We start from the raw sequence: 18,923 nt of genomic DNA on the forward strand, positions 1-18,923 counted from the left end.
GTGATCTGTTCCTTCCGGTTTTCCGTTAGTTCAATTATTCCGCGAGTTTCCCGGTTTAAAATCAGCCTATGCCAGGTATAGGTTTGGGAAATTATTGTTTAATAAAAATTGAAAAATATTAAACAAAAATTCGCGTCGGATAAAAATAAGTTGTACTATTGTTCCACCGAGTATTTAAACCTATGAACGCCGTGACTTCCGTAGAATTTACCAACCAGGTTCAGAAAATCTCAGTATCCCTCCGTCCTGCCGCTTTAACCCTGACCCGCGATGCCGACGACGCGCGCGATCTGGTGCAGGAAACCCTGTTAAAGGCGCTGTTGAATAAAGATAAATTTAAGGCCGGTACCAACCTGAAAGCTTGGCTTTACACGATCATGCGCAACACCTTTATTAACAATTACAACAAGGTTACCAAACGCAGCACCAAGATCGATAGCGCCGAATATTTCCAGTATTTCAACTCCGATGAGACATTTATCACTTACAATGGCGGCACGGCCACGTTTGTAATGGCCGATATTTCGCAGGCAATTGACGGGTTGAACGAAGATTTCCGAACGCCTTTTATGATGTATTACATCGGGTATAAATACCTGGAAATTGCCGAAACGCTGCAGATCCCGATCGGTACGGTTAAGAACCGGATCCATATTGCCCGCAAAGAGTTGAAGAAGCTGCTGCAGGTTTACAGCTACAATTAATTTTTGCCAGGAGACAACGTAACAGCATTAATCACGTTAAAAGTTACCTGAAGTAAATTTGAATTTTGTTTAAGTATTTTGATAAATTATAAAACAAGGTGGCTGATAAGAAAAAGGTGATCGTTATCGGGGCAGGGTTCTCGGGAATTGCTGCCGCCACCAGTCTGGCGCACGAAGGCTATTCGGTAACGGTGCTTGAAAAAAACGCTACTCCCGGTGGCCGCGCCCGTAGTTTTAGTCACCAGGGTTTTGTCTTCGATATGGGGCCAAGCTGGTACTGGATGCCGGACGTTTTTGATAAGTACTTTGAAAAGTTCGGACGGCGCACATCTGAATATTACAAACTGGTCCGGCTCGATCCGTCTTACACCGTGGTTTTCGGCCCGGACGATTTTATGGCTTTGCCGGCGGGCATTCCGGCTTTAAAAGAAAGCTTCGAAAAACTGGAACGCGGAAGCGGGGAGAAGCTGGAGGAATTTCTAAAGCAGGCGGCTTTTAAGTACCAGGTGGGTATGAACGAACTGGTGTACAAGCCGGGAAGGTCGGTTTCCGAATTTCTGGATACAAAGTTGCTGCTGGGCGTACTGAAGCTGGACGTTTTTCAATCGATCCGCAAGCACATCCGCAAATTTTTCCGCCACCCGAAGATCATCCAGATCATGGAATTTCCGGTGCTTTTCCTAGGTGCCCTGCCAGAGAACACCCCCGCGCTTTACAGCCTGATGAACTACGCCGACATGACCCTGGGAACCTGGTACCCGATGGGTGGCATGTTTAAAATTGTGGAGGGAATGGTATGCCTGGCCGAAGAAAATGGCGTGGAATTCCGCTATAACCAGACGGTGAAAGAAATTGTGCTGGAAAAGGGTAGGGCGAAAGGCATAAAAACCGAAAACGGCTATTTCGAAGCCGATGTAATAGTAGCCGGCGCCGATTACCACCACGTAGAAAGCAGTTTGTTGCCCGGAATTTCGCAAAGCTACACACCAGATTACTGGAACAAGCGCGTAATGGCGCCTTCTTCGCTTATCTTTTATTTGGGCGTTAACAAGCGGCTCAAAAACTTAACCCACCACAACCTTTTCTTCGACGAAGACTTTGGCAAGCACGCCCGGGAAATTTACGAAGATCCGAAGTGGCCCGACAAGCCGCTTTTCTACGTTTCGGTTCCCTCTAAAACCGATCGCAGAGTAGCGCCGGAAAACTGTGAAAACCTGTTCGTACTGATTCCGGTGGCGCCAGGTTTGGTCGATACCGGAACCATTCGGGAAAAGTATTACAACCTGGTAATGGAGCGACTGGAAAAACTGACCGGGCAAAGCATCCGGGAGCACGTGGTTTACAAACGGAGCTATGCCCACGCCAATTTTATAGAAGATTATAATGCGTTTAAAGGCAACGCGTACGGACTGGCCAATACTTTACGGCAAACGGCCATTCTGAAACCAAGCCTGAAAAGCAGAAAAGTTAAGAACCTGTTTTATACCGGGCAGCTTACCGTGCCGGGCCCAGGGGTGCCGCCTTCGCTCATTTCCGGGCAGGTGGTAGCCGCCGAGGTGCATAAAGAATACAGTTAATTTAAAAACAGCAGTGCAGGAGGAAGGAAGAGAGGGAAAAGGAAAATTCAGAATTACGTTTTAAATAAAGTAGCCGATGGAGCTTTTTAACCGGACCAGCCTGGAATGCAGCAAACTGATAACCGAACGGTACAGCACTTCTTTTACGCTGGGTATTAAAACGCTTGATAAAAAACTTCACTTTCCGATCTATGCCATTTATGGGTTTGTGCGTTTTGCCGACGAGATTGTAGACACTTTCCACGACCACGACCGCGAAAAACTTTTCGAAGATTTCTGTAAAAGTACCTGGCAGGCTATTGAGGATGGGATCAGCCTGAACCCGGTGCTGCATGCTTTTCAGCTGGTGGTGCGCGAGTACGGCATAGAGCATGGGTATATAAGAGCCTTCCTGAACAGCATGGAAATGGACCTGAAACAACTGCAATTCCACCGGAACCTTTACGACGAATACATTTACGGCTCGGCCGAAGTGGTGGGTTTAATGTGCCTGCAGGTGTTTTGCCAGGGCGATACGCAACAATTCGACAAATTAAAAGATGCAGCCCGAAGCCTGGGTGCAGCTTTTCAGAAAGTAAACTTCCTCCGGGATATTAAGAGCGATTACTACGAACGCGGCCGGGTGTATTTCCCGAAGGTAGATTTTAAATGCTTCGATAATTGCGCCAAGGCGGAAATAGAGGCCGATATTGAACAGGATTTCCGGAACGCTTATGCCGGAATTGTGGACTTACCGCGGTCGGCCCGCATGGGCGTTTACCTAGCGTATGTGTATTACCTGAAGCTGTTCCGGAAAATTCAGGCCTTGTCGGCTACCCGCATTGTAAAAGAACGGGTCCGGGTGCCGGATAATACCAAGCTTGCTTTGCTGCTGGGTTCTTACGTAAAATACCGGCTGAACACGATCTAGGGCGTAAGCAGGTTTTTTTTAAGATTTTGCTATCGTTTTGCGGGAGCTTAGAACGAAACATATATACTAAAAGCTATTTTATTATTGTGTTTGTCATGTTGAGCGATAGCGAAACAACTCATCGGCGTAAAGCAATGTTGTTATTGCTAGCGTTTCTGCTGAAAGCCGACAAGGTCCTTCACTTACGTTCAGGATGACAGTTGTATTTATGAGATAGCCTAGAGTTAGATAGCTTGGAGTTGGTTTTAAAATGGCATTTAAATAATATAAATTAAAAGGAATTTCAGTGCAAAAAAACGGGAGCAGCGAACGATAAGAAAAGACAGCGTAAAAATTAGGGAAAGTGTTAAAATGCTGGGTTTAAGTTCAAAAAACTGCAAGTAAGGCATATACCCAAATGCAACCAATGCGTAAAAATAACGGTTATCAGGTTAAAGGCCGGCTACCTTTTTAGTCCTGTTTTTTGTTTTTTTTAACTGTTGGTATTATGGGAATGTTAACTATTTACGCGTTTCTGATTTGTGGTTTTCTATTCGGCACGGCCGAAGTTTACCGGGTTTCTGAATTAAGGCAGTTTTACCACCAGGCTACCAAAGAAGCGGCCGCCGGCGAAGCATTCTATAAGCACATGGCCCAATATGATGGAAGAGAGCCGGTAATTTTAGGGTTTAAAGCTGCCTCGGAAGCGGTAATGGCCAAGTACGCCTGGAGCCCGTACGCCAAATTGAAACACCTGAAAAATTCGGCAGCCATTTTTGACCAGGCCGTAAAGCTCGATCCGGACAATGCTGAGATCCGTTTTTTGCGTTACACCGTGGAGTATTACGTGCCGCGTTACCTGAACCTGAGCAACAACGTTGAAGAAGACCGCCGTATAATTCTGAACAGTTTATTCAAGTATCCGAAGTCGGGACTGGATGCGGAACCGGGAAAGATCATGCGTGATTTTCTGCTCACCGCCGACCATTGCAGCGACCAGGAAAAGCAACAGCTTCGAACCATAAAAATCTGATGTACATTTACCTCTGGCTTAACGTATTTACCATCTTTTTCCCCTTCGTTCTTTCCTTCGATAAGCGGGTGGCTTTCTATAAAACCTGGCCTGCTTTATTTCCGGCGCTTGTTGTAAACGCCCTCATCTTTATTCCCTGGGATATTTATTTTACCCAACGCGGCATCTGGGGCTTCAATCCGGAATACCTGGTGGGCATTTATATTTTTGGTTTACCCCTCGAAGAGATCCTCTTTTTTATTACCGTTCCCTACGCCTGCGTTTTTATTTACCAGTGCCTGAATGTTTATTTCGGCGAAAGCATTTTTCAGCGGCACGCCCGCACGTTTACCTTCCTGCTGATCCCGCTTCTGCTTTTACTGGCGGTGTTTAATTTGCCCCGGCTTTATACCTCGGCCACGGCGGTTTTCCTGGTGCTCATGTGGTTTGTGCACCTGAAAGTAATTGGCAACGAATTGCTGGGCAAGTTTTACCGGGCCTACCTGGTGCACCTGATCCCGTTTCTGCTGGTGAATGGAATCTTAACGGCCATCCCGATTGTTTGGTACAATAATGACTTCAACCTGGGGCACCGCATTTATACCATTCCGGTGGAAGATGCCTGGTACTCGATGCTGCTGTTGCTATTGCCGGTTACGGCTTTCGAATTTTTTCTGAGCCGGCGAAAACAAATTGCAACTCAGGTTGTTTAAGAATTAATAATAACTATTACACAAAAATGTTAAACCTGCACGTACAGATCGATTCCGGCTCCGGCTTTTGCTTCGGGGTGATCTATGCCATTCAAATGGCGGAAGATATACTGGCGGAACAGGACCACTTGTATTGCCTCGGCGACATTGTGCACAACGACGAAGAAGTAGCCCGCTTGGTTCAGAAGGGCTTGCGCATTATCGGGTACGAGGAACTGGAAAAGCTTCAGGATGAAACGGTGCTGATCCGGGCGCACGGCGAACCGCCTTCCACCTATAAAATGGCTCTCGAAAATAACCTGAACCTGGTAGATGCCTCTTGTCCGGTGGTACTGAAACTGCAGAACCGTATTAAAGGCTCTTTCGACAAAGGCGACAACATTTTTATTTACGGCAAGCACGGTCACGCCGAAGTGCGGGGCTTGCTCGGGCAAACCAGTAACCAGGCGGTGGTCTTCGAAACGATGGATGAACTTTTGCAGCACGAACTTCCGGCTAACCTTACCCTTTACAGCCAGACCACCAAAAGCACCGATAGTTTCTATCGCATAAAAAACACCCTCGAAGAAAAAGGCATTGCCGTAGACGCCAACGATACCATTTGCCGCCAGGTATCGAACCGCGATAAAGAGTTGCGCAAGTTTGCCCGGCAGTTCGATAAGATCGTTTTCGTTTCCGGCACCAAATCTTCCAACGGCAAGGTGTTGTATAATGTGTGCAAAGACACCAATCCGGACACCTGGTTTATTTCCAAACCGGAAGAGTTGCAGCCGGAATGGTTTGCCTCCGGCGAAAGGGTAGGTATTTGCGGGGCAACTTCTACGCCCATGTGGCTCATGGAAAACGTCCGGAATATTTTACTTTCGTATTAAGGAGAAACTCCTTTTTCACCGGCTACTTTTATGGAAGAAAAATATACTATTCCTGCCAAAACCTGTATCGGACACGTGCACCTGAAAGTTTCGGACCTGCAGCGCTCCCTCGATTTTTATTGCGGCATTCTGGGTTTTGAACTGATTACCATGTACGGCGACCAGGCGGCTTTTATTTCGGCGGGCGGCTATCACCACCATATCGGCCTGAATACCTGGTACAGCGAAGGTGCTTCGCCGGCGCCGGTGCGAAGTGCCGGTTTGTTTCATGCGGCCATTCTGTACCCAACCCGGAAGGATCTGGCGGCAATCTGCAAAAGGCTTATGGAAAAAGGCTACCCGTTAACCGGCGCTTCGGATCACGGCGTTTCCGAAGCCCTGTACCTGAACGACCCCGACCAGAACGGCCTGGAGCTTTACCACGACCGTCCGCGGGAAGAATGGCCCAAAAAAGCCGACGGTAGCATCGAAATGTACACGCACCGCTTAGATCTGGAAGGGCTTTTAAAAGAACTGGCGTGAAACCAGCTTTTACCTATACCGGAGTACTAATTGCTATCCTGATCGTTGGTTGCTGGGCAGCCTTACTCTCTTTTTCGCTGCAATTTCCTACTGATTTTTCGAAGCCCTGGCCTTATATTTTGTTGCTGCTGCAAACGCATTTGTACACCGGTCTTTTTATAACCGCCCACGATGCCATGCATGGCGTAGCCGCTCCCGGTCATAAAAAGCTGAATACCTTCATCGGAACAATTTGCGCCTTGCTTTTTGCATTTAACTGGTATCCGCGCCTTTTGCCCAAACATCACGAGCACCATCATTTTGTAGCCACCGAAAAGGATCCCGATTACCACGGCGGCGGGTTCTGGCCTTGGTATTTCAGTTTTCTGAAGCAATACATCACCTGGCCGCAAATGCTGGCTATGGCAATTACGTTTAATCTGCTGAAGTATTCCTTTCCCATAGAAAACGTGATTCTGTACTGGATGCTGCCGGCCATTCTGGCTACATTTCAACTCTTTTACTTTGGTACCTACCAACCGCACAAAGGCGAGCACGAAGCCGGAAACCGGCACAAATCCACCACGCTCAAACGCAATCACCTCTGGGCTTTTCTGAGCTGCTATTTCTTCGGCTACCATTACGAACACCACGAAAAGCCTTACCTGCCCTGGTGGAAATTATATCAGGAAAAAGACCGGTTGCAGCAAAGGGTTTCTTAGAAGTGGGTTCTTCTGAAAGTGACCTAATCTTAGCCTTTTTAGAGAGCAAATCATAGTCGTCAGACTAATAAAAAGGTGGTCATTCCGAGTGGGGGTAAATTTTGTGTGTAGTTCTTAAAGAGGTATGACATCAAAAGTTAGTTTCCAGTGGCGGCACCGTCTGCTATTTGTCATCCTGAGCGCCAGCGAAGGACCTCGTCGGAATTAAATAGGATGCACTCTACCGGGAGCCGACGAGGTCCTTCGCTGTGCTCAGGATGACGCAATAAAACGGTTAGGCCTGACGGCTATAGAGTGCAGACCAGGTAAATACCGGGCATGAACCTCGTCGGTTAAACCCTATTCTCAAAAATCGTATTTAGAGGAATTTAAGCACATCATTTACTGAAAATGTTTTACATTTACGGTGAAATGTTAAACAAAAAAGCCTGAATCCTGTTTAAGGTGCAGGTTGTCTTAATTCCTGTTTCGCGTGAGCATTACTTTTTTCTTCCGGAAAGCTACTGTTTTTCTTTTCCTGTTGTTTTTACTGCCCTTTTCGGTACTGGCCCAGAGCGGGGTGGTGCGCGGCCGGATCCTGAATGCGCTTACCAACGAGCCGGTGGCATTTGCCGTGATTGGATTACAGGGCACCAGCTTTGCCACTACGGCAAATGAGAACGGCTTTTACGAAATCACCAAAGTGCAGCCGGGCGTTTATAATATGGAGGTCAGTTTTGTGGGCTTCCGGAAGAAAGTGGTGCCGGAAGTGGCAGTTCAAAATTCGCGGCCTACCCAGCTGGATATAACCCTGGAAGAAGAAGCCCAGAACCTGGAGGCGGTGGAAGTGGTGGCCTCGCCGTTCGTAAAAACGCCCGAAAGCCCGGTTTCTTTGCGTTCCCTAGGCATTGCTGAAATTCAGCGGAATCCGGGGGGGAACCGCGATGTTTCGAAAGTGCTGCAATCGTTGCCGGGCGTGGCTACTTCTACCTCTTTCCGGAACGACCTGATTATCCGGGGCGGCTCGCCGAACGAGAACCGTTTTTACCTCGACGGCATTGAGGTTCCCAACATCAACCACTTTGCCACGCAAGGCGCTTCCGGCGGACCGGTTGGCCTTATCAATCCGAATTTTGTGCGCAACGTGGATCTGTATTCCGGGGCCTTTCCGGCCAGCCGGGGCAATGCACTTAGTTCGGTACTGGAATTTAAGCTGAAGGAAGGCCGCGAAGATAAACTGGGATACACGATTCTGGCCGGTTCTACCGATGTGGGACTGACCGTTGACGGGCCGTTGTCGGAGAAATCGAGCTTTATTTTTTCGGTAAGGCGCTCTTATCTGCAGTTTTTATTTAAGGCGCTCGACCTTTCTTTTCTGCCTACCTACAACGATTTTCAATTCAAGAATACCATCCGGCTGAACAGCAAAAACCGCATTACCCTGATTGGCCTCGGCGCGCTCGACGATTTTAAACTGAACCTGCAGGCCAACGAAACTGAATATCAGAAATACCTTTTAGCTTCCCTGCCGGTCAATACGCAATGGAATTACACGGCTGGCGCCAAATACGAGCACTTCAGCAACCGCAGCAACCAGACCTTTGTTGTAAGCCGTAACCACCTGAACAACGAGGCCATTAAGTACCGCGATAATGATGAAAGCCTGGCGGAAAACCTGGTGCTGGATTACCGTTCAGAAGAAATTGAAAATAAATTCCGGTTCGAAAATTATACCACCCAAAAAGGCTGGAGCACCACCGCCGGCCTGAACTACGAATTTGCCACCTACCGCAACCGGACCTTCAACAAACTATCTACGCCTGCCGGCCTGCAAACGGTAGATTACAAAACCGACCTGAACATCCATAAATTCGGCGCTTTCGCCCAGTTGAGCAAAACGTTCTTGAACGATAAACTTTCGCTTTCCGGTGGTTTACGGACCGATTTTAATTCGTATTCGGCGGCCATGCAAAACCCTTTGGAGCAACTTTCGCCCCGGTTTTCGGTGGCCTACCAGTTTCTGCCTCGCTGGAGCCTGAACCTGAATACCGGGCGTTATTACCAGTTACCGCCTTATACTGTGCTGGGTTTCCGAAACGCAGAGGGCGACCTGGAGAATAAGCAGAACGGCGTGCAATACATTGCCGTGGAACATTTGGTGGCCGGTCTGGAATACAATACGCTGCAAAACGGCAAAATAACGGTGGAAGGTTTTTACAAGAATTACAGCCGTTATCCATTCCTGCTCCGCGACTCGGTTTCGCTGGCAAATCTGGGCGGCGATTTTGGGGTAGTGGGCAATGCACCGGTAAAATCGGTTTCGGAGGGCCGGGCCTACGGCGTGGAAACGCTGGTGCAGCAGAAACTCCTGAAAGGTTATTACGGGATTCTGGCTTATACATTTGTGCGAAGCGAGTTTAAGGACCGGAACGATAACTACGTGCCTTCTTCCTGGGACAGCCGCCATATTGTAAGTTTAACCGGCGGCAAACAGTTGCCGAAGAATTGGGAAACCGGTTTTAAATTCCGCTTCACTACCGGTTCGCCGTACACCCCCTTCGATCTGGAAAGAAGCGCCCAACGGGCCGTTTTTGATGTAACCGGCCGCGGGCTGCCCGATTACCGCCTGCTTAATTCCCTACGAAAAGGCACTTTCTACCAGCTTGATTTCCGGATCGATAAAAAGTACTTCTTCGAGAAATGGAGCCTGAATTTTTACCTCGACGTGGAGAACATCCTGAATACCCAAACGGAGGATCAACCGGTATTTGTGGTGCTCCGGGATGATGCCGGAAGACCGATACCGGCGGATGCAGCTACGTACCAGTACAAGTTGCTGGAGAATACTTCCGGAACCCGCCTGCCTAGCATTGGGGTGCAGATCGATTTTTAGGAACTGTTTCGGTTAAAATTTAGCTTCTAAAAGCTTCAGGTATATCGTGCTCCAGGCAGGTAACTTCAAAGCGGGCGTAGGGTTTTTCCTCCCCTTTCAGAATCCAGGCGCCTTCCACCCTGGTTGGTAAAAGCATACCGTTTATTTCCTGGTAGTTACTGAATCTACCGATCCAGCTTTCCAGGCTTTTATCTCCCATGTACCGCCGGGTTTCGCAGGAAACAAGTTCACCGGCTGCATTAAAACGTACTTTGTATTGCAGGTGCAGGTTCTGGTATTGGTAATGCAGGTTTGCGGTCTGGTCATCTACGGCTTCCCAGCGCAGGTTTTCGGTTGGCAGTAAGTTGGTCGGAAACCAGGCACTTTCGCCCAGCCAACGCAGCAGTTCACCCTGGTCGTATTTTTCGCCTTTGGCATCTACCATTTTATAAACAGAAAAGAGCTTCACGTTCAGGTTGCCGCTGCCGTTCACAAATTTATCGATAGCCGTAAACATGCTGGTTTTTCCCTGCCAGATAAAGCCCGGGTTGCGGCTCGTAAAATATTGTTCTCCGGCAATTGCTATCCAGTCTTTTTCCAGGTCTGTTTTAAAAAAGCCCGTATGCTGAAGACGTGCATAGCTAAGGTATGATTGTCCTTCTTTTAATACATGCCAGGAAATAGCGTTGCACCGGCTCCGGCAGCCCCTCAAGCTGGGCAGCGGAGTAGCGCTTCTCTGAAATGCAGGGAGAGGCGGCAAACAGATTGTTTACTTCTTTTTGAAAAGAAGCTTCAGACTTCCGCCTGAAAGCCAGGAAACCAAGCCCTGAAACGCCAATAATGGCCGGAATTGCGATTTTAAGCTTCATACCTTAGTTGAATTAATCAGAACGGCGACCAATATTCATTTACCAATCCATGCGTTCGCGGAGGTTTTTGATCTGGGTTAAGTGGTGCCTGCCGTGCCAGGCATACAGGTGAACAGCCAGATCCAGTGGGGTTATGCCGGATTCGGGGTGGTTGAAGGTGCGCTGCCATTGCTCGGCAGTGAGGTTTTCCAGGCAGAGTACCCAACGGTCGTGCAGTCCATCCAGTAAATTCAGCGACATTTCCACCGCACCGTCGCGCGCATCCGGAAGGTCAGACCAAAGCGCTTCTTCGTAGGGTTTAATGGTGGGGTTATATTCGGTCAGGGCCAGTTTGCAGCGAATGTAAGCGTTCATGTGGCTGTCGGCGAGGTGGTGGATGGTTTGCCGCACGGTCCAGCCGCCGGGGCGGTAAGGCGTATCGAGCTGTTCATCGGAAAGGGTGACTACGGTAGCCCGGAGCTCGGCCGGGTGTTTGGCCAGGGAAGTGAGGGCTTCTTCTAAAGTGGCAGTGGTAAGCGGTTGCGAACGGTCGTATTTGCCAATGGGGTAGCGAAGTTTTTCCAGTTCTTCCGGGCTCATATTTTCAGAGGTATTCATCGCCAGTAGGTTTAAAAGTTTTTTACTTTTTAGATTGAAAAGATACCGTTTTTGGTTTGCTTTTAGCGTAGCTTTTCAGAAAATGTTAACTTCTTTTGAGAGAAAAGTAACAGGTTGGCTACAAAGCGGTTTATTTCTTTTTCGGTTGGCTTTTATTTGGTCGAGATCGACGCGTCCTCTATATAAATATCCTGGAATTCGGCTTTGCCCGGTAGGCTTTTAAATAAGGCATTCCTTGAAATTTAAAGAACAATAAGTACCCTGTCATTGTTGCAAGTTTTCACCATAACAATCCGACTAAGCTACTTTATTGCATCATCCCGAACAACAGGAGAGCGCGAGAAAGCGCGAAACTTGCGAGCGTAGCTCTGATCTGAGGGAGCTATCGCATACTGAACTCGGACGAAAGGCATTTATTGCAGCTACGCTGGGTCCTTTCGACTCCCGTCTCAGGAATGCTCAAATGCCATAATAGTAACCAATAGTTTAGCTCCGCTGAATCTTCGATTTCTTCGACAAGCTCAGAATGACCTGCTTTTTTCTTAGGCTGACGGCTATGGTGTTTTCACCATAGCATTCACCAATAATCATATTACAGCCTGCTTTTACCATACAAATAATCCTTTTTAGAGTATCGCCTTTCCGGGCTTATCCTTCAGATGATTGCATTTGCCCTACAGAAAATTCCAGGAGGTACTTCAGCAGGATAAGCGGTAGCATTTGCCGTTAAAAAACTAAAACAAATTCAGTTCCTCCGGCCAGAAAAAGAGTACCAGCAACCCGGCGGCCAGGGCCAGCCCGAAAAGCACCCCGACCCGGGCAAACAGTTTCCGGTTTCCGAGTATACCGGTGAGCGCGGCTTTAAAGGCCAGGTTTGAGAGTACGGCTACCAGGATTATCCGCCAGCCGGCATCGGCCTGCAGTTTGCCGTTGTGCATGAGCCGGGAAGTGGAAAGCGTAATGGCATCTACATCGGTAAGGCCGGAAATAATGGCTACGCCGTAAACCCCCGAGCTGCCGAATTTATCTTTGGCAAAGGCAGTAGCCAGGGTAACCGCCGCGTAAACCAATCCGAATACCAGGGCGGTTTTAAAGTGGGCCGGATTTTCCTGGGCGGGCATTTTATCGTGGTCGCTTCGTTTAAAAAAGTAGCTTACGGCAGCCAGCGCGATCATGAAAAGGCCAAATGCAACAAACGGGGGTAAAACCTGAGGCAGCGAACCCGGCGCTACAAACACAATTTCCGAAATTACCCGGATTACCGATACCACGGAGGCAATAAAGATCACGAGAGCCGCCAGCATCGTGCCCTGGCCGGCTTTTTCGGTGCGGCGGGCATACGTTACGGTGGTGGCCGTGCTGGAGATCAGGCCGCCCAGGATGCCGCCCAGCACAGTGCCGGCTTTTTCCCCGAAGATCTTGTAAGCAAAATACCCCAGCAAACCGATTCCCACGATCAGCGCCACCATGAGCCAGGTTTCGTAGAGGTTCAGGGCATTGTACGGCCCGAAAGCCCGGTTCGGCAGAACCGGCAGAATGACCAGCGAGATCACGGCGAACTGCATAATGGCTTTCATGTCTTTCTGGCCGATGCGCTCCACAAAGCGGTGCAGCACGCCCTTCATCTGCAGCAGCACTGCCACGCTGCCGCCCAGTACCACCGCCAGCGTAGTAGAACCTAATACCAGGTAAACCCCGATCGCGTACATCAGCAGCATGGCCAGCTCGGTGGTCTGGCCCGGGTGCATAGGTTCGGCCTGGCTCCGGAGATAATTCCCGGTCATGCTAAGCAAGGCCATGCTCAAAACCCCGGCCGCAATTACCCACCCGCCAAATTCCGCGGCCAGCAAAGCCGAAAGCGAACCGAAAAGCGTGATGAGCGGGAACGTGCGGATGCCGGCCATCTGAGAGTTCTGGTGCTGCCGCTGCAGCCCTACGAGTAAACCCAAACCTAATGAGATCGCAAATTTCTGGAAAAGCTCAGGTTCCATTTCTTAATTTCTGTGCGTGAATGATCGGTAATACGCAAACTTAGAAAGATTTCCCTTATCTGCCTGCTCTTGAAAGTTGCTCTTTAAAGCAGGTTTTAAATTCATTCTTTGCACTGGGAATTTCCTGCAGGTCGTTTTACCGGAGCCGGTCCGAACCGGCAAAGCTGCCTTGGTCCGATGGTGTTGCCAATACGGGGTTGCCAATACGGGTTTCAGCTTCCATTCCTGCACAATCCTGACAAGTTCGTCGATCTATTTTTCTTCGGTGTAGTGGCTGTTACTGATCACCCCAGCTTTATCGCCGGGCTTCAGAAAAGGAGGAAGGTTCAAGATGAAGTTTAAAACCACCGGAAAGTTTTTGAGCAGGTTTAGCTTCTGATAGCATGGAAGATTATGTAGTTGTTGCCGGTATTTTTACGGAAGACTGGCCATGCTACCCGGCAGGAAGTAGAAAGCAGGGGGTAGCCGTGGTAAGGCCGGAAAAAGAAAGCGTTATTACTTTTTTTGTTTCGAAAGATTAGTGTTAAGTTTAGCTTTGAAATAACAAACGCAAACACAATGATAAGACGTAAACTTTTCCCTGCATTGGCTTTAGGAATACTGCTGCTCGGCAGTTGTAAAGACGAAAAAGCTACCGTGAAGCCAGCTACACCTGCAACGCCGGTGCCAACCTCGGACCTTTATTTTGTAGCTAAAATAGACGGCGCCGATTTTATGGTGGAAGCGCTGAAAAATAACTATGGCAGCGGGGCCGGAAGCAGCTCCGGAAATTCCTCCGGTCCGTGGGTGGAAGAACAATCGCTTTTACTGATGAATACGGTAAACCAACACGTTTCGGGCGTGCTGTTTGTAAAAACCTTTGCCAATAAACCCGATGTATGCTCTCAGATAGAAACCATGGTTAAACCCGGGGTGTACCCGTTTGGTAAAACCGTAAAAGGAACCGGAACCCCGGCTAAAGACGGTATCGTTATCGTGCATACGGATGCCAATGGAAAATACTGGACCTCCGATTTTGGCACCGGTGACCAGACCGGCAGCACGTTTGAAGTGGTAGAGCACATTGCCAATAACGATGGCTTCTCGCAACGCATCACCAAAGCCCGTTTCAACTGCAAACTTTACGACGGCCAAGGAAATTCCAAAACCCTGACCAACGGGGAGATCAGAAGCCGTTCGGTGCAGTGCGGTCATTTATAAACCTTTGAATACCTTTTTCTGAAGAGCTGGTAAAAGGAAAGGCTGCCGTAAAGGCAGCCTTTTTTATTCAGCCGCAAAAGTTTGTTAGTGGAATACAGTGCAAGGCAGGAAGCCGTTAAATTAACTGGTTCAGGTTTGAACGAAGGTGAATTCTGAACCTAAAATGATCTGAAGTTTTAACTTCAGCTTTTCGCTCTTCCTGATTTGTAACTTGCTAACTTGCTCTTCCGGATTTGTAATCCGGAAGAATTGAGCAGCGGATTTGTAATCCGCCTTGCACCGCAGCCAACCAAAAGCAGAAAAACCCAACAAAACAGGGCTATGTTAAGTAAGGCCAAAGCATGGGCCTGAAGAATAAAATCCACAGCGATTACCTGTATTACCTAACCCTAACCGTGGTAGATTGGGTCGATATTTTTACGAGACCCGTCTACAGGCATATTCTCCTGGATTCCATGCGGTACTGCCAGCAACAGAAAGGGTTAGAACTTTACGCCTGGTGCCTGATGACCAATCATCTGCACCTGATCGCCTCGGCAAAAGAAGGTAAAAACTTATCCGACATTCTGCGTGATTTTAAGAAATTTACCAGTAAAGCCCTGATAAAGGCCCTACAGGAAGAACCCGAAAGCCGGCGAGAATGGCTTTTGGACCGTTTTGCCTTTGCCGGAACCTGCGATCCGAAAATAAAGCAGTACAAATTCTGGCAGGAAGGTAACGAAGCCAAAGAGATTCATACCTCTGCCTTTTTAGACCAGAAACTAAATTACATTCATCAAAACCCGGTAAGAGCAGAAATGGTAAGTGAGCCCGAACACTATCTTTACAGTTCCGCCCGCGATTATGCCGGCGAAAAAGGCTTACTGGATATAATTTTTGCGGAATAGGTTTTGTAAAATAGAAGCTGATCTTTGGAATGGAAGCGGATTGCAAATCCGCAGCTCAAACGTTTCGGATCACAGATCCGAAACAGCGACTTTTTTCAGATAATGGGCTGCCATTTTCGCTGCTCTTGTGCTGGTCATGATTTTAAATATCGCTCCCTCGCTCATTACCGCTCTTTCGCCGCATATCGCTCTTCCGGATTTGTAAACCTGTTTCTCTTCCGGATTATTTATTATCGCTCTTCCGGATTTGCAATCCGGAAGCACTGAGCCGCGGATTTGCAATCCGCATTAATGCACTGCCAACTGCAATAAAAAGCGGATTACAAATCCGCAGCTCCAACGTTTCGGATCACAGATCCGAAACAGCGGTTCTGAAACAGTGATCAGCGGTTTGGTTTAGGTAATGGCCTTGCATTCCCCTGATTTTCGCTCTTGTTTACTGTTGCTCTCTATCGCTCTTCCGGATTTGCAATCCGGAAGCACCGAGCCGCGGATTTGTAATCCGCCTTAACGCACTGCAAGCTGCTATAAAAGCGGATCACAGATCCGCAGCTCCAAGGTTCCGGAGCACAGATCCGAAACAGCGGTTACAACATTCATCAGAAACAGCAGTCAGCGGTTTATGGCTTAGCCTTCTAATTGTCGCCTTAATTTATGCTTCCTTGCTCTTCCGGATTTGCAATCTGGAAGCACTGAGCTGCGGATCTGTGATCCGCATTCCCCCGCACAACCGCCAACTAAATAACGCTACCCCTTCCCACCCAAAAACCATAAAAAAAGCCGCAGGTTCTGAAACCCGCGGCCTTCCAAAAATATGAAATTAACCTTACTTTTTCTTCCCAATCAGTTTCTGCACCAGACCAACTACCAAAGCCACCACAAAACCCAGCACCAAACCGCCCAACGCCAGCACCAGCACCCGAAGCAACCAGCCGATTACCGGAATACTACCTAACGCATGATCGAAGCTTTCCAGCGGGTGGTGCATGAAAGGCAAACCATGCAGGATGATCTCGAAACCAACCCACAGCATGGCCGCGGTGCCTAAATAACCCAGCCAGGTTAAAAAGTGCGGCATAAATTTAACGATGCCACGGCCAAAACCCTGCATAGCCGGCGAGCTGCTTTTCCTGGCCAGGTGCACCCCGATATCATCCGCTTTTACGATCAGGCCCACAAAACCGTAAACCGCCAGCGTAATAAAGATCGCTACGGCCAGCAGCACCACGATCTGGTTCAGGAGCGGCGCGGTGGCCACGGTGGCAAAAGCAATAGCCATGATCTCGGCCGACAAAATAAAATCGGTGCGCACGGCGCTGTCCACGCGTTCCTTTTCCAGTTCTTCCGGCGTAATGACCTGCATTTCTTCGGCGGGCGTGTTTTGTTCGGTATGGTGCTTGCCAAACATGCTGTGCACCTTCTCGTAACCTTCAAAGCACAGGTAAGCGCCACCCACCATCAGCACGTACGGAATAACCTGGGGCGCAAAAAAACCGAGCAGCAACGCGGCCGGACCCAGGAAAATAAGTTTGTTGATGAGCGACTTTTTGGTGATCTTCCAGATAATGGCCAGTTCCCGGCTCGGGTCCAGGCCCACCACGTATTTGGGCGTTACGGCCGTATCGTCGATCACGATGCCGGAAACTTTGCCGGTGGTTTTGGCTACCTGCGTGGGCACATCGTCCAGGGTGGCGGCGCTCACCTTCACCAGGGCGGCAATATCATCCAATAAAGCGAGAAGTCCGGTTGCCATTAATCTAAAGTTTGTTTTAAGTTTGTTTTCAGTTCGGGAATAGGAGCCAGGTCTGAATAGCGGGTGGCCCATCGAAAGACAAATATGAAATAATTTTTCGGGAAGCTACGCAACAGCGTACCTTAATACCTTGTATTGCCTGATTTCAAACGGGTAAGAAAAACGGGCTATTCAGGGAACACTTTCAAAATATGATGAAGCAGATCTTATTTAACTTTATATTCCTGAGCTTGACCTTGGAAGGTTTTTCACAAAGCCTTACTTTAAACGAGCTGTTAAAGTTTCAGGCTTCGGCACCGGAAGAAATAAACCGGATTTTAGAAAAAAAGAACTGGCAGTGCGTTTCAGTAGATGAACCAACGCCCGAATTGCTGGGAAAAACCGTTTGGGCCTATAAACCTAAACCTGAAAACGGTACCGCTGCGGCCTGGTGTATTTTGTATCAGGGGGCTTCCACTCCAAACCGGATCCTCTACAATCCTACAGATGGCAACGTGCTGGCTGCAATCCGGAAAAAGGTATTGAAACGGAAAGGGATCGATCCATTAGATCTTAAACCGGAACCGTTACCCGAATACGTAAAAGCGGTTGATGCTTTTTCGGATGGGGAATATATTTTTCTCTTTCAAACCTACGTGCAGCCAGGTTACGGCGGCATAAAGATTTTCAGGAAAGCGGATTATCTGAAAGCCTTGCAGAATTGAATACTCTAGCCGGAAACTGATCTTTCCTTTCTTTCCTTTCATTGTCGGTTGCAAGACGCTTTAAAAACCAGCCGGGTTTTACTTTCTGATTGCTTCAAAATACTACGTTTTTCGCCCCAAAAAGTCGGGGCAGGCTCCAGAAAAGCAGGATCACTTCTGCATTAACTTTCCGAAGGCAGCGTATCGGGTTCAATAAAAAGCTGTTTAATGGCCGGGTTCCGGGTTTGAATGCTGGCCCGGATGCTATCGATGGCCCGGGTAACTTCCGCGCTGGCCACTTCTTCCTTGAACGCCACCGTTAAAACCATGATCAGTTCTTCCGGGGCCATGTACATGGAAAGGTGGCGGATCACTTTGTGGACCGTAGGGTGGGCTTCGGCTATGACGGTTACTTCGGCAATAATTGTTGGCTCGGCGCTTTCGCCCATCAGCAGGCTGCGGCTTTCCCGGGCCAGCACCAGCGAAACCGCCGTTAACACGCACCCGATCAGGATAGAAGCAATGCCATCGAAGTAGGGGTTCTGGAAATAATGCCCCAGGAAAACGCCCAGGAACGCCAGGGTTAAACCAACCAGGTCGGCGGCATCTTCAAACAATACCACAAACGTAGACGGGTCTTTGCTGTGGCGCACCGCCTGCCAGAAAGGGGTTTGGCCGCGCTGCCGGCTGAACTCCCGCTGGGCCGTAATAAACGAAAAGCCATCGAATACGAACGCAAAACCCAGCACAATGTAATTCCATTTCGGTTCCCGGATAATGACCGGATGTAAAATATGGTTCACGCCTTCGTAAAAAGAAATGCCGCCGCCAATCCCGAAGATCATGATCGAAACCATGAATGCCCAGAAATACAATTCTTTGCCGTACCCGAAAGGGCGGTTTGCATCGGCGGGTTTCTGGCTGCGTTTTATGCCGTACAGCAGCAAAACCTCGTTCAGCGCATCTACCACCGAATGGATGCCTTCGGAAAGCATGGCCGAACTGCCGGTATAGCCCGCCGCAATAAATTTGGTTATGGCAATGGCCAGGTTGGCGCCCAAAGCACTGTAAATAGGAAATTTAGATGCTGCCATGCCGCAAA

Annotated in this window: 19 protein-coding genes; 13 read left to right on the forward strand and 6 right to left on the reverse strand. The window is 48.7% G+C overall.

The features are described from left to right. Positions 1-191: 191 nt before the first annotated feature. The 9 genes from F0P94_RS16915 to F0P94_RS16955 all read left to right on the forward strand — a co-directional run bounded on the left by F0P94_RS16915 (position 192) and on the right by F0P94_RS16955 (position 9,862). Positions 192-704, forward strand: coding sequence for an RNA polymerase sigma factor (locus F0P94_RS16915; RefSeq protein WP_150905429.1), 513 nt, complete (start codon positions 192-194; stop codon positions 702-704). 98 nt (positions 705-802) lie between these two features. Then, positions 803-2,281 carry a phytoene desaturase family protein gene (locus F0P94_RS16920; RefSeq protein ID WP_225307259.1) on the forward strand — a complete coding sequence of 493 codons (1,479 nt, stop codon included), beginning with the start codon at positions 803-805 and terminating at the stop codon, positions 2,279-2,281. A 76-nt stretch (positions 2,282-2,357) separates the two neighbouring features. Further along, complete coding sequence (locus F0P94_RS16925; protein WP_150905249.1) at positions 2,358-3,191, forward strand: phytoene/squalene synthase family protein; 834 nt, start codon at positions 2,358-2,360, stop codon at positions 3,189-3,191. A 487-nt stretch (positions 3,192-3,678) separates the two neighbouring features. Further along, positions 3,679-4,203 (forward strand): hypothetical protein, encoded by a 525-nt coding sequence (locus F0P94_RS16930; RefSeq protein WP_150905251.1) that lies wholly within the window; start codon positions 3,679-3,681, stop codon positions 4,201-4,203. Beyond that, positions 4,203-4,895, forward strand: coding sequence for a lycopene cyclase domain-containing protein (locus tag F0P94_RS16935; protein ID WP_150905252.1), 693 nt, complete (start codon positions 4,203-4,205; stop codon positions 4,893-4,895). Before F0P94_RS16930 ends, F0P94_RS16935 begins: the two co-directional genes overlap by 1 nt. Before the next feature lie 26 nt (positions 4,896-4,921). Continuing rightward, positions 4,922-5,767: a 4-hydroxy-3-methylbut-2-enyl diphosphate reductase gene (locus F0P94_RS16940; protein ID WP_150905254.1), complete on the forward strand. Its 846-nt coding sequence runs from the start codon at positions 4,922-4,924 to the stop codon at positions 5,765-5,767. A 30-nt stretch (positions 5,768-5,797) separates the two neighbouring features. Then, positions 5,798-6,289: a VOC family protein gene (locus F0P94_RS16945; RefSeq protein ID WP_150905256.1), complete on the forward strand. Its 492-nt coding sequence runs from the start codon at positions 5,798-5,800 to the stop codon at positions 6,287-6,289. Then, positions 6,286-6,990 (forward strand): fatty acid desaturase, encoded by a 705-nt coding sequence (locus tag F0P94_RS16950; protein ID WP_150905259.1) that lies wholly within the window; start codon positions 6,286-6,288, stop codon positions 6,988-6,990. Before F0P94_RS16945 ends, F0P94_RS16950 begins: the two co-directional genes overlap by 4 nt. Positions 6,991-7,462: 472 nt before the next feature. Further along, positions 7,463-9,862 (forward strand): TonB-dependent receptor, encoded by a 2,400-nt coding sequence (locus tag F0P94_RS16955; RefSeq protein ID WP_150905261.1) that lies wholly within the window; start codon positions 7,463-7,465, stop codon positions 9,860-9,862. Between the two features lie 19 nt (positions 9,863-9,881). Here F0P94_RS16955 and F0P94_RS16960 read toward each other — a convergent pair whose 3' ends face one another. From F0P94_RS16960 to F0P94_RS16970, 4 genes are all read right to left on the reverse strand, one after another. Beyond that, positions 9,882-10,553 carry a DUF6544 family protein gene (locus tag F0P94_RS16960; protein WP_317133065.1) on the reverse strand — a complete coding sequence of 224 codons (672 nt, stop codon included), beginning with the start codon at positions 10,551-10,553 and terminating at the stop codon, positions 9,882-9,884. Then, on the reverse strand, positions 10,483-10,710 hold the full coding sequence (locus tag F0P94_RS19735; RefSeq protein ID WP_191907080.1) for a hypothetical protein: 228 nt from the start codon (positions 10,708-10,710) through the stop codon (positions 10,483-10,485). The genes F0P94_RS16960 and F0P94_RS19735 overlap by 71 nt, the downstream gene beginning before the upstream one ends. A 39-nt stretch (positions 10,711-10,749) precedes the next feature. Further along, on the reverse strand, positions 10,750-11,307 hold the full coding sequence (locus F0P94_RS16965) for a YfiT family bacillithiol transferase (protein WP_225307260.1): 558 nt from the start codon (positions 11,305-11,307) through the stop codon (positions 10,750-10,752). Between the two features lie 734 nt (positions 11,308-12,041). Continuing rightward, positions 12,042-13,298, reverse strand: a complete 1,257-nt coding sequence (locus tag F0P94_RS16970) for an MgtC/SapB family protein (RefSeq protein WP_150905265.1) — start codon at positions 13,296-13,298, stop codon at positions 12,042-12,044. A 383-nt stretch (positions 13,299-13,681) separates the two neighbouring features. On the opposite strand from F0P94_RS16970, the gene F0P94_RS19740 reads away from it, so the two are divergent. The 3 genes from F0P94_RS19740 (at position 13,682) to F0P94_RS16980 (ending at position 15,385) form a co-directional block, all read left to right on the forward strand. Continuing rightward, a complete protein-coding gene (locus F0P94_RS19740; RefSeq protein WP_191907081.1) occupies positions 13,682-13,819 on the forward strand; it encodes a hypothetical protein in 138 nt (45 codons plus the stop codon). 37 nt (positions 13,820-13,856) lie between these two features. Then, on the forward strand, positions 13,857-14,498 hold the full coding sequence (locus F0P94_RS16975) for a hypothetical protein (RefSeq protein WP_150905267.1): 642 nt from the start codon (positions 13,857-13,859) through the stop codon (positions 14,496-14,498). Between the two features lie 341 nt (positions 14,499-14,839). After that, a complete protein-coding gene (locus F0P94_RS16980; RefSeq protein ID WP_150905269.1) occupies positions 14,840-15,385 on the forward strand; it encodes an REP-associated tyrosine transposase in 546 nt (181 codons plus the stop codon). 826 nt (positions 15,386-16,211) lie between these two features. Here the strand turns inward: F0P94_RS16980 and F0P94_RS16985 are convergent. Continuing rightward, positions 16,212-17,138, reverse strand: a complete 927-nt coding sequence (locus tag F0P94_RS16985; protein WP_150905271.1) for a DUF808 domain-containing protein — start codon at positions 17,136-17,138, stop codon at positions 16,212-16,214. A gap of 194 nt (positions 17,139-17,332) precedes the next feature. Between F0P94_RS16985 and F0P94_RS16990 the strand changes: the two genes are divergently transcribed. Continuing rightward, entirely contained in the window at positions 17,333-17,842 is a 510-nt protein-coding gene (locus F0P94_RS16990) for a hypothetical protein (RefSeq protein ID WP_191907082.1), read from the forward strand. A gap of 161 nt (positions 17,843-18,003) precedes the next feature. On the opposite strand, the gene F0P94_RS16995 is transcribed toward F0P94_RS16990, so the two are convergent. After that, complete coding sequence (locus tag F0P94_RS16995) at positions 18,004-18,915, reverse strand: cation diffusion facilitator family transporter (RefSeq protein ID WP_150905275.1); 912 nt, start codon at positions 18,913-18,915, stop codon at positions 18,004-18,006. Positions 18,916-18,923: the final 8 nt, after the last annotated feature.

Origin of the sequence: Adhaeribacter soli (assembly GCF_008727925.1) — a bacterium.
GTDB lineage: Bacteria > Bacteroidota > Bacteroidia > Cytophagales > Hymenobacteraceae > Adhaeribacter_A > Adhaeribacter_A soli.

Excerpts from the sequence above, each read along its gene's own strand:
- F0P94_RS16975 (WP_150905267.1), top strand. The coding sequence starts at position 13,857 with ATGATAAGACGTAAACTTTTCCCTGCATTGGCTTTAGGAATACTGCTG.
- F0P94_RS19735 (WP_191907080.1), bottom strand. The coding sequence starts at position 10,710 with ATGAAGCTTAAAATCGCAATTCCGGCCATTATTGGCGTTTCAGGGCTT.
- F0P94_RS16935 (WP_150905252.1), top strand. The coding sequence starts at position 4,203 with ATGTACATTTACCTCTGGCTTAACGTATTTACCATCTTTTTCCCCTTC.
- F0P94_RS16940 (WP_150905254.1), top strand. The coding sequence starts at position 4,922 with ATGTTAAACCTGCACGTACAGATCGATTCCGGCTCCGGCTTTTGCTTC.
- F0P94_RS16930 (WP_150905251.1), top strand. The coding sequence starts at position 3,679 with ATGGGAATGTTAACTATTTACGCGTTTCTGATTTGTGGTTTTCTATTC.
- F0P94_RS16980 (WP_150905269.1), top strand. The coding sequence starts at position 14,840 with ATGGGCCTGAAGAATAAAATCCACAGCGATTACCTGTATTACCTAACC.
- F0P94_RS16925 (WP_150905249.1), top strand. The coding sequence starts at position 2,358 with ATGGAGCTTTTTAACCGGACCAGCCTGGAATGCAGCAAACTGATAACC.
- F0P94_RS16965 (WP_225307260.1), bottom strand. The coding sequence starts at position 11,307 with ATGAATACCTCTGAAAATATGAGCCCGGAAGAACTGGAAAAACTTCGC.
- F0P94_RS16995 (WP_150905275.1), bottom strand. The coding sequence starts at position 18,915 with ATGGCAGCATCTAAATTTCCTATTTACAGTGCTTTGGGCGCCAACCTG.
- F0P94_RS19740 (WP_191907081.1), top strand. The coding sequence starts at position 13,682 with ATGGAAGATTATGTAGTTGTTGCCGGTATTTTTACGGAAGACTGGCCA.
- F0P94_RS16945 (WP_150905256.1), top strand. The coding sequence starts at position 5,798 with ATGGAAGAAAAATATACTATTCCTGCCAAAACCTGTATCGGACACGTG.
- F0P94_RS16970 (WP_150905265.1), bottom strand. The coding sequence starts at position 13,298 with ATGGAACCTGAGCTTTTCCAGAAATTTGCGATCTCATTAGGTTTGGGT.
- F0P94_RS16985 (WP_150905271.1), bottom strand. The coding sequence starts at position 17,138 with ATGGCAACCGGACTTCTCGCTTTATTGGATGATATTGCCGCCCTGGTG.
- F0P94_RS16990 (WP_191907082.1), top strand. The coding sequence starts at position 17,333 with ATGAAGCAGATCTTATTTAACTTTATATTCCTGAGCTTGACCTTGGAA.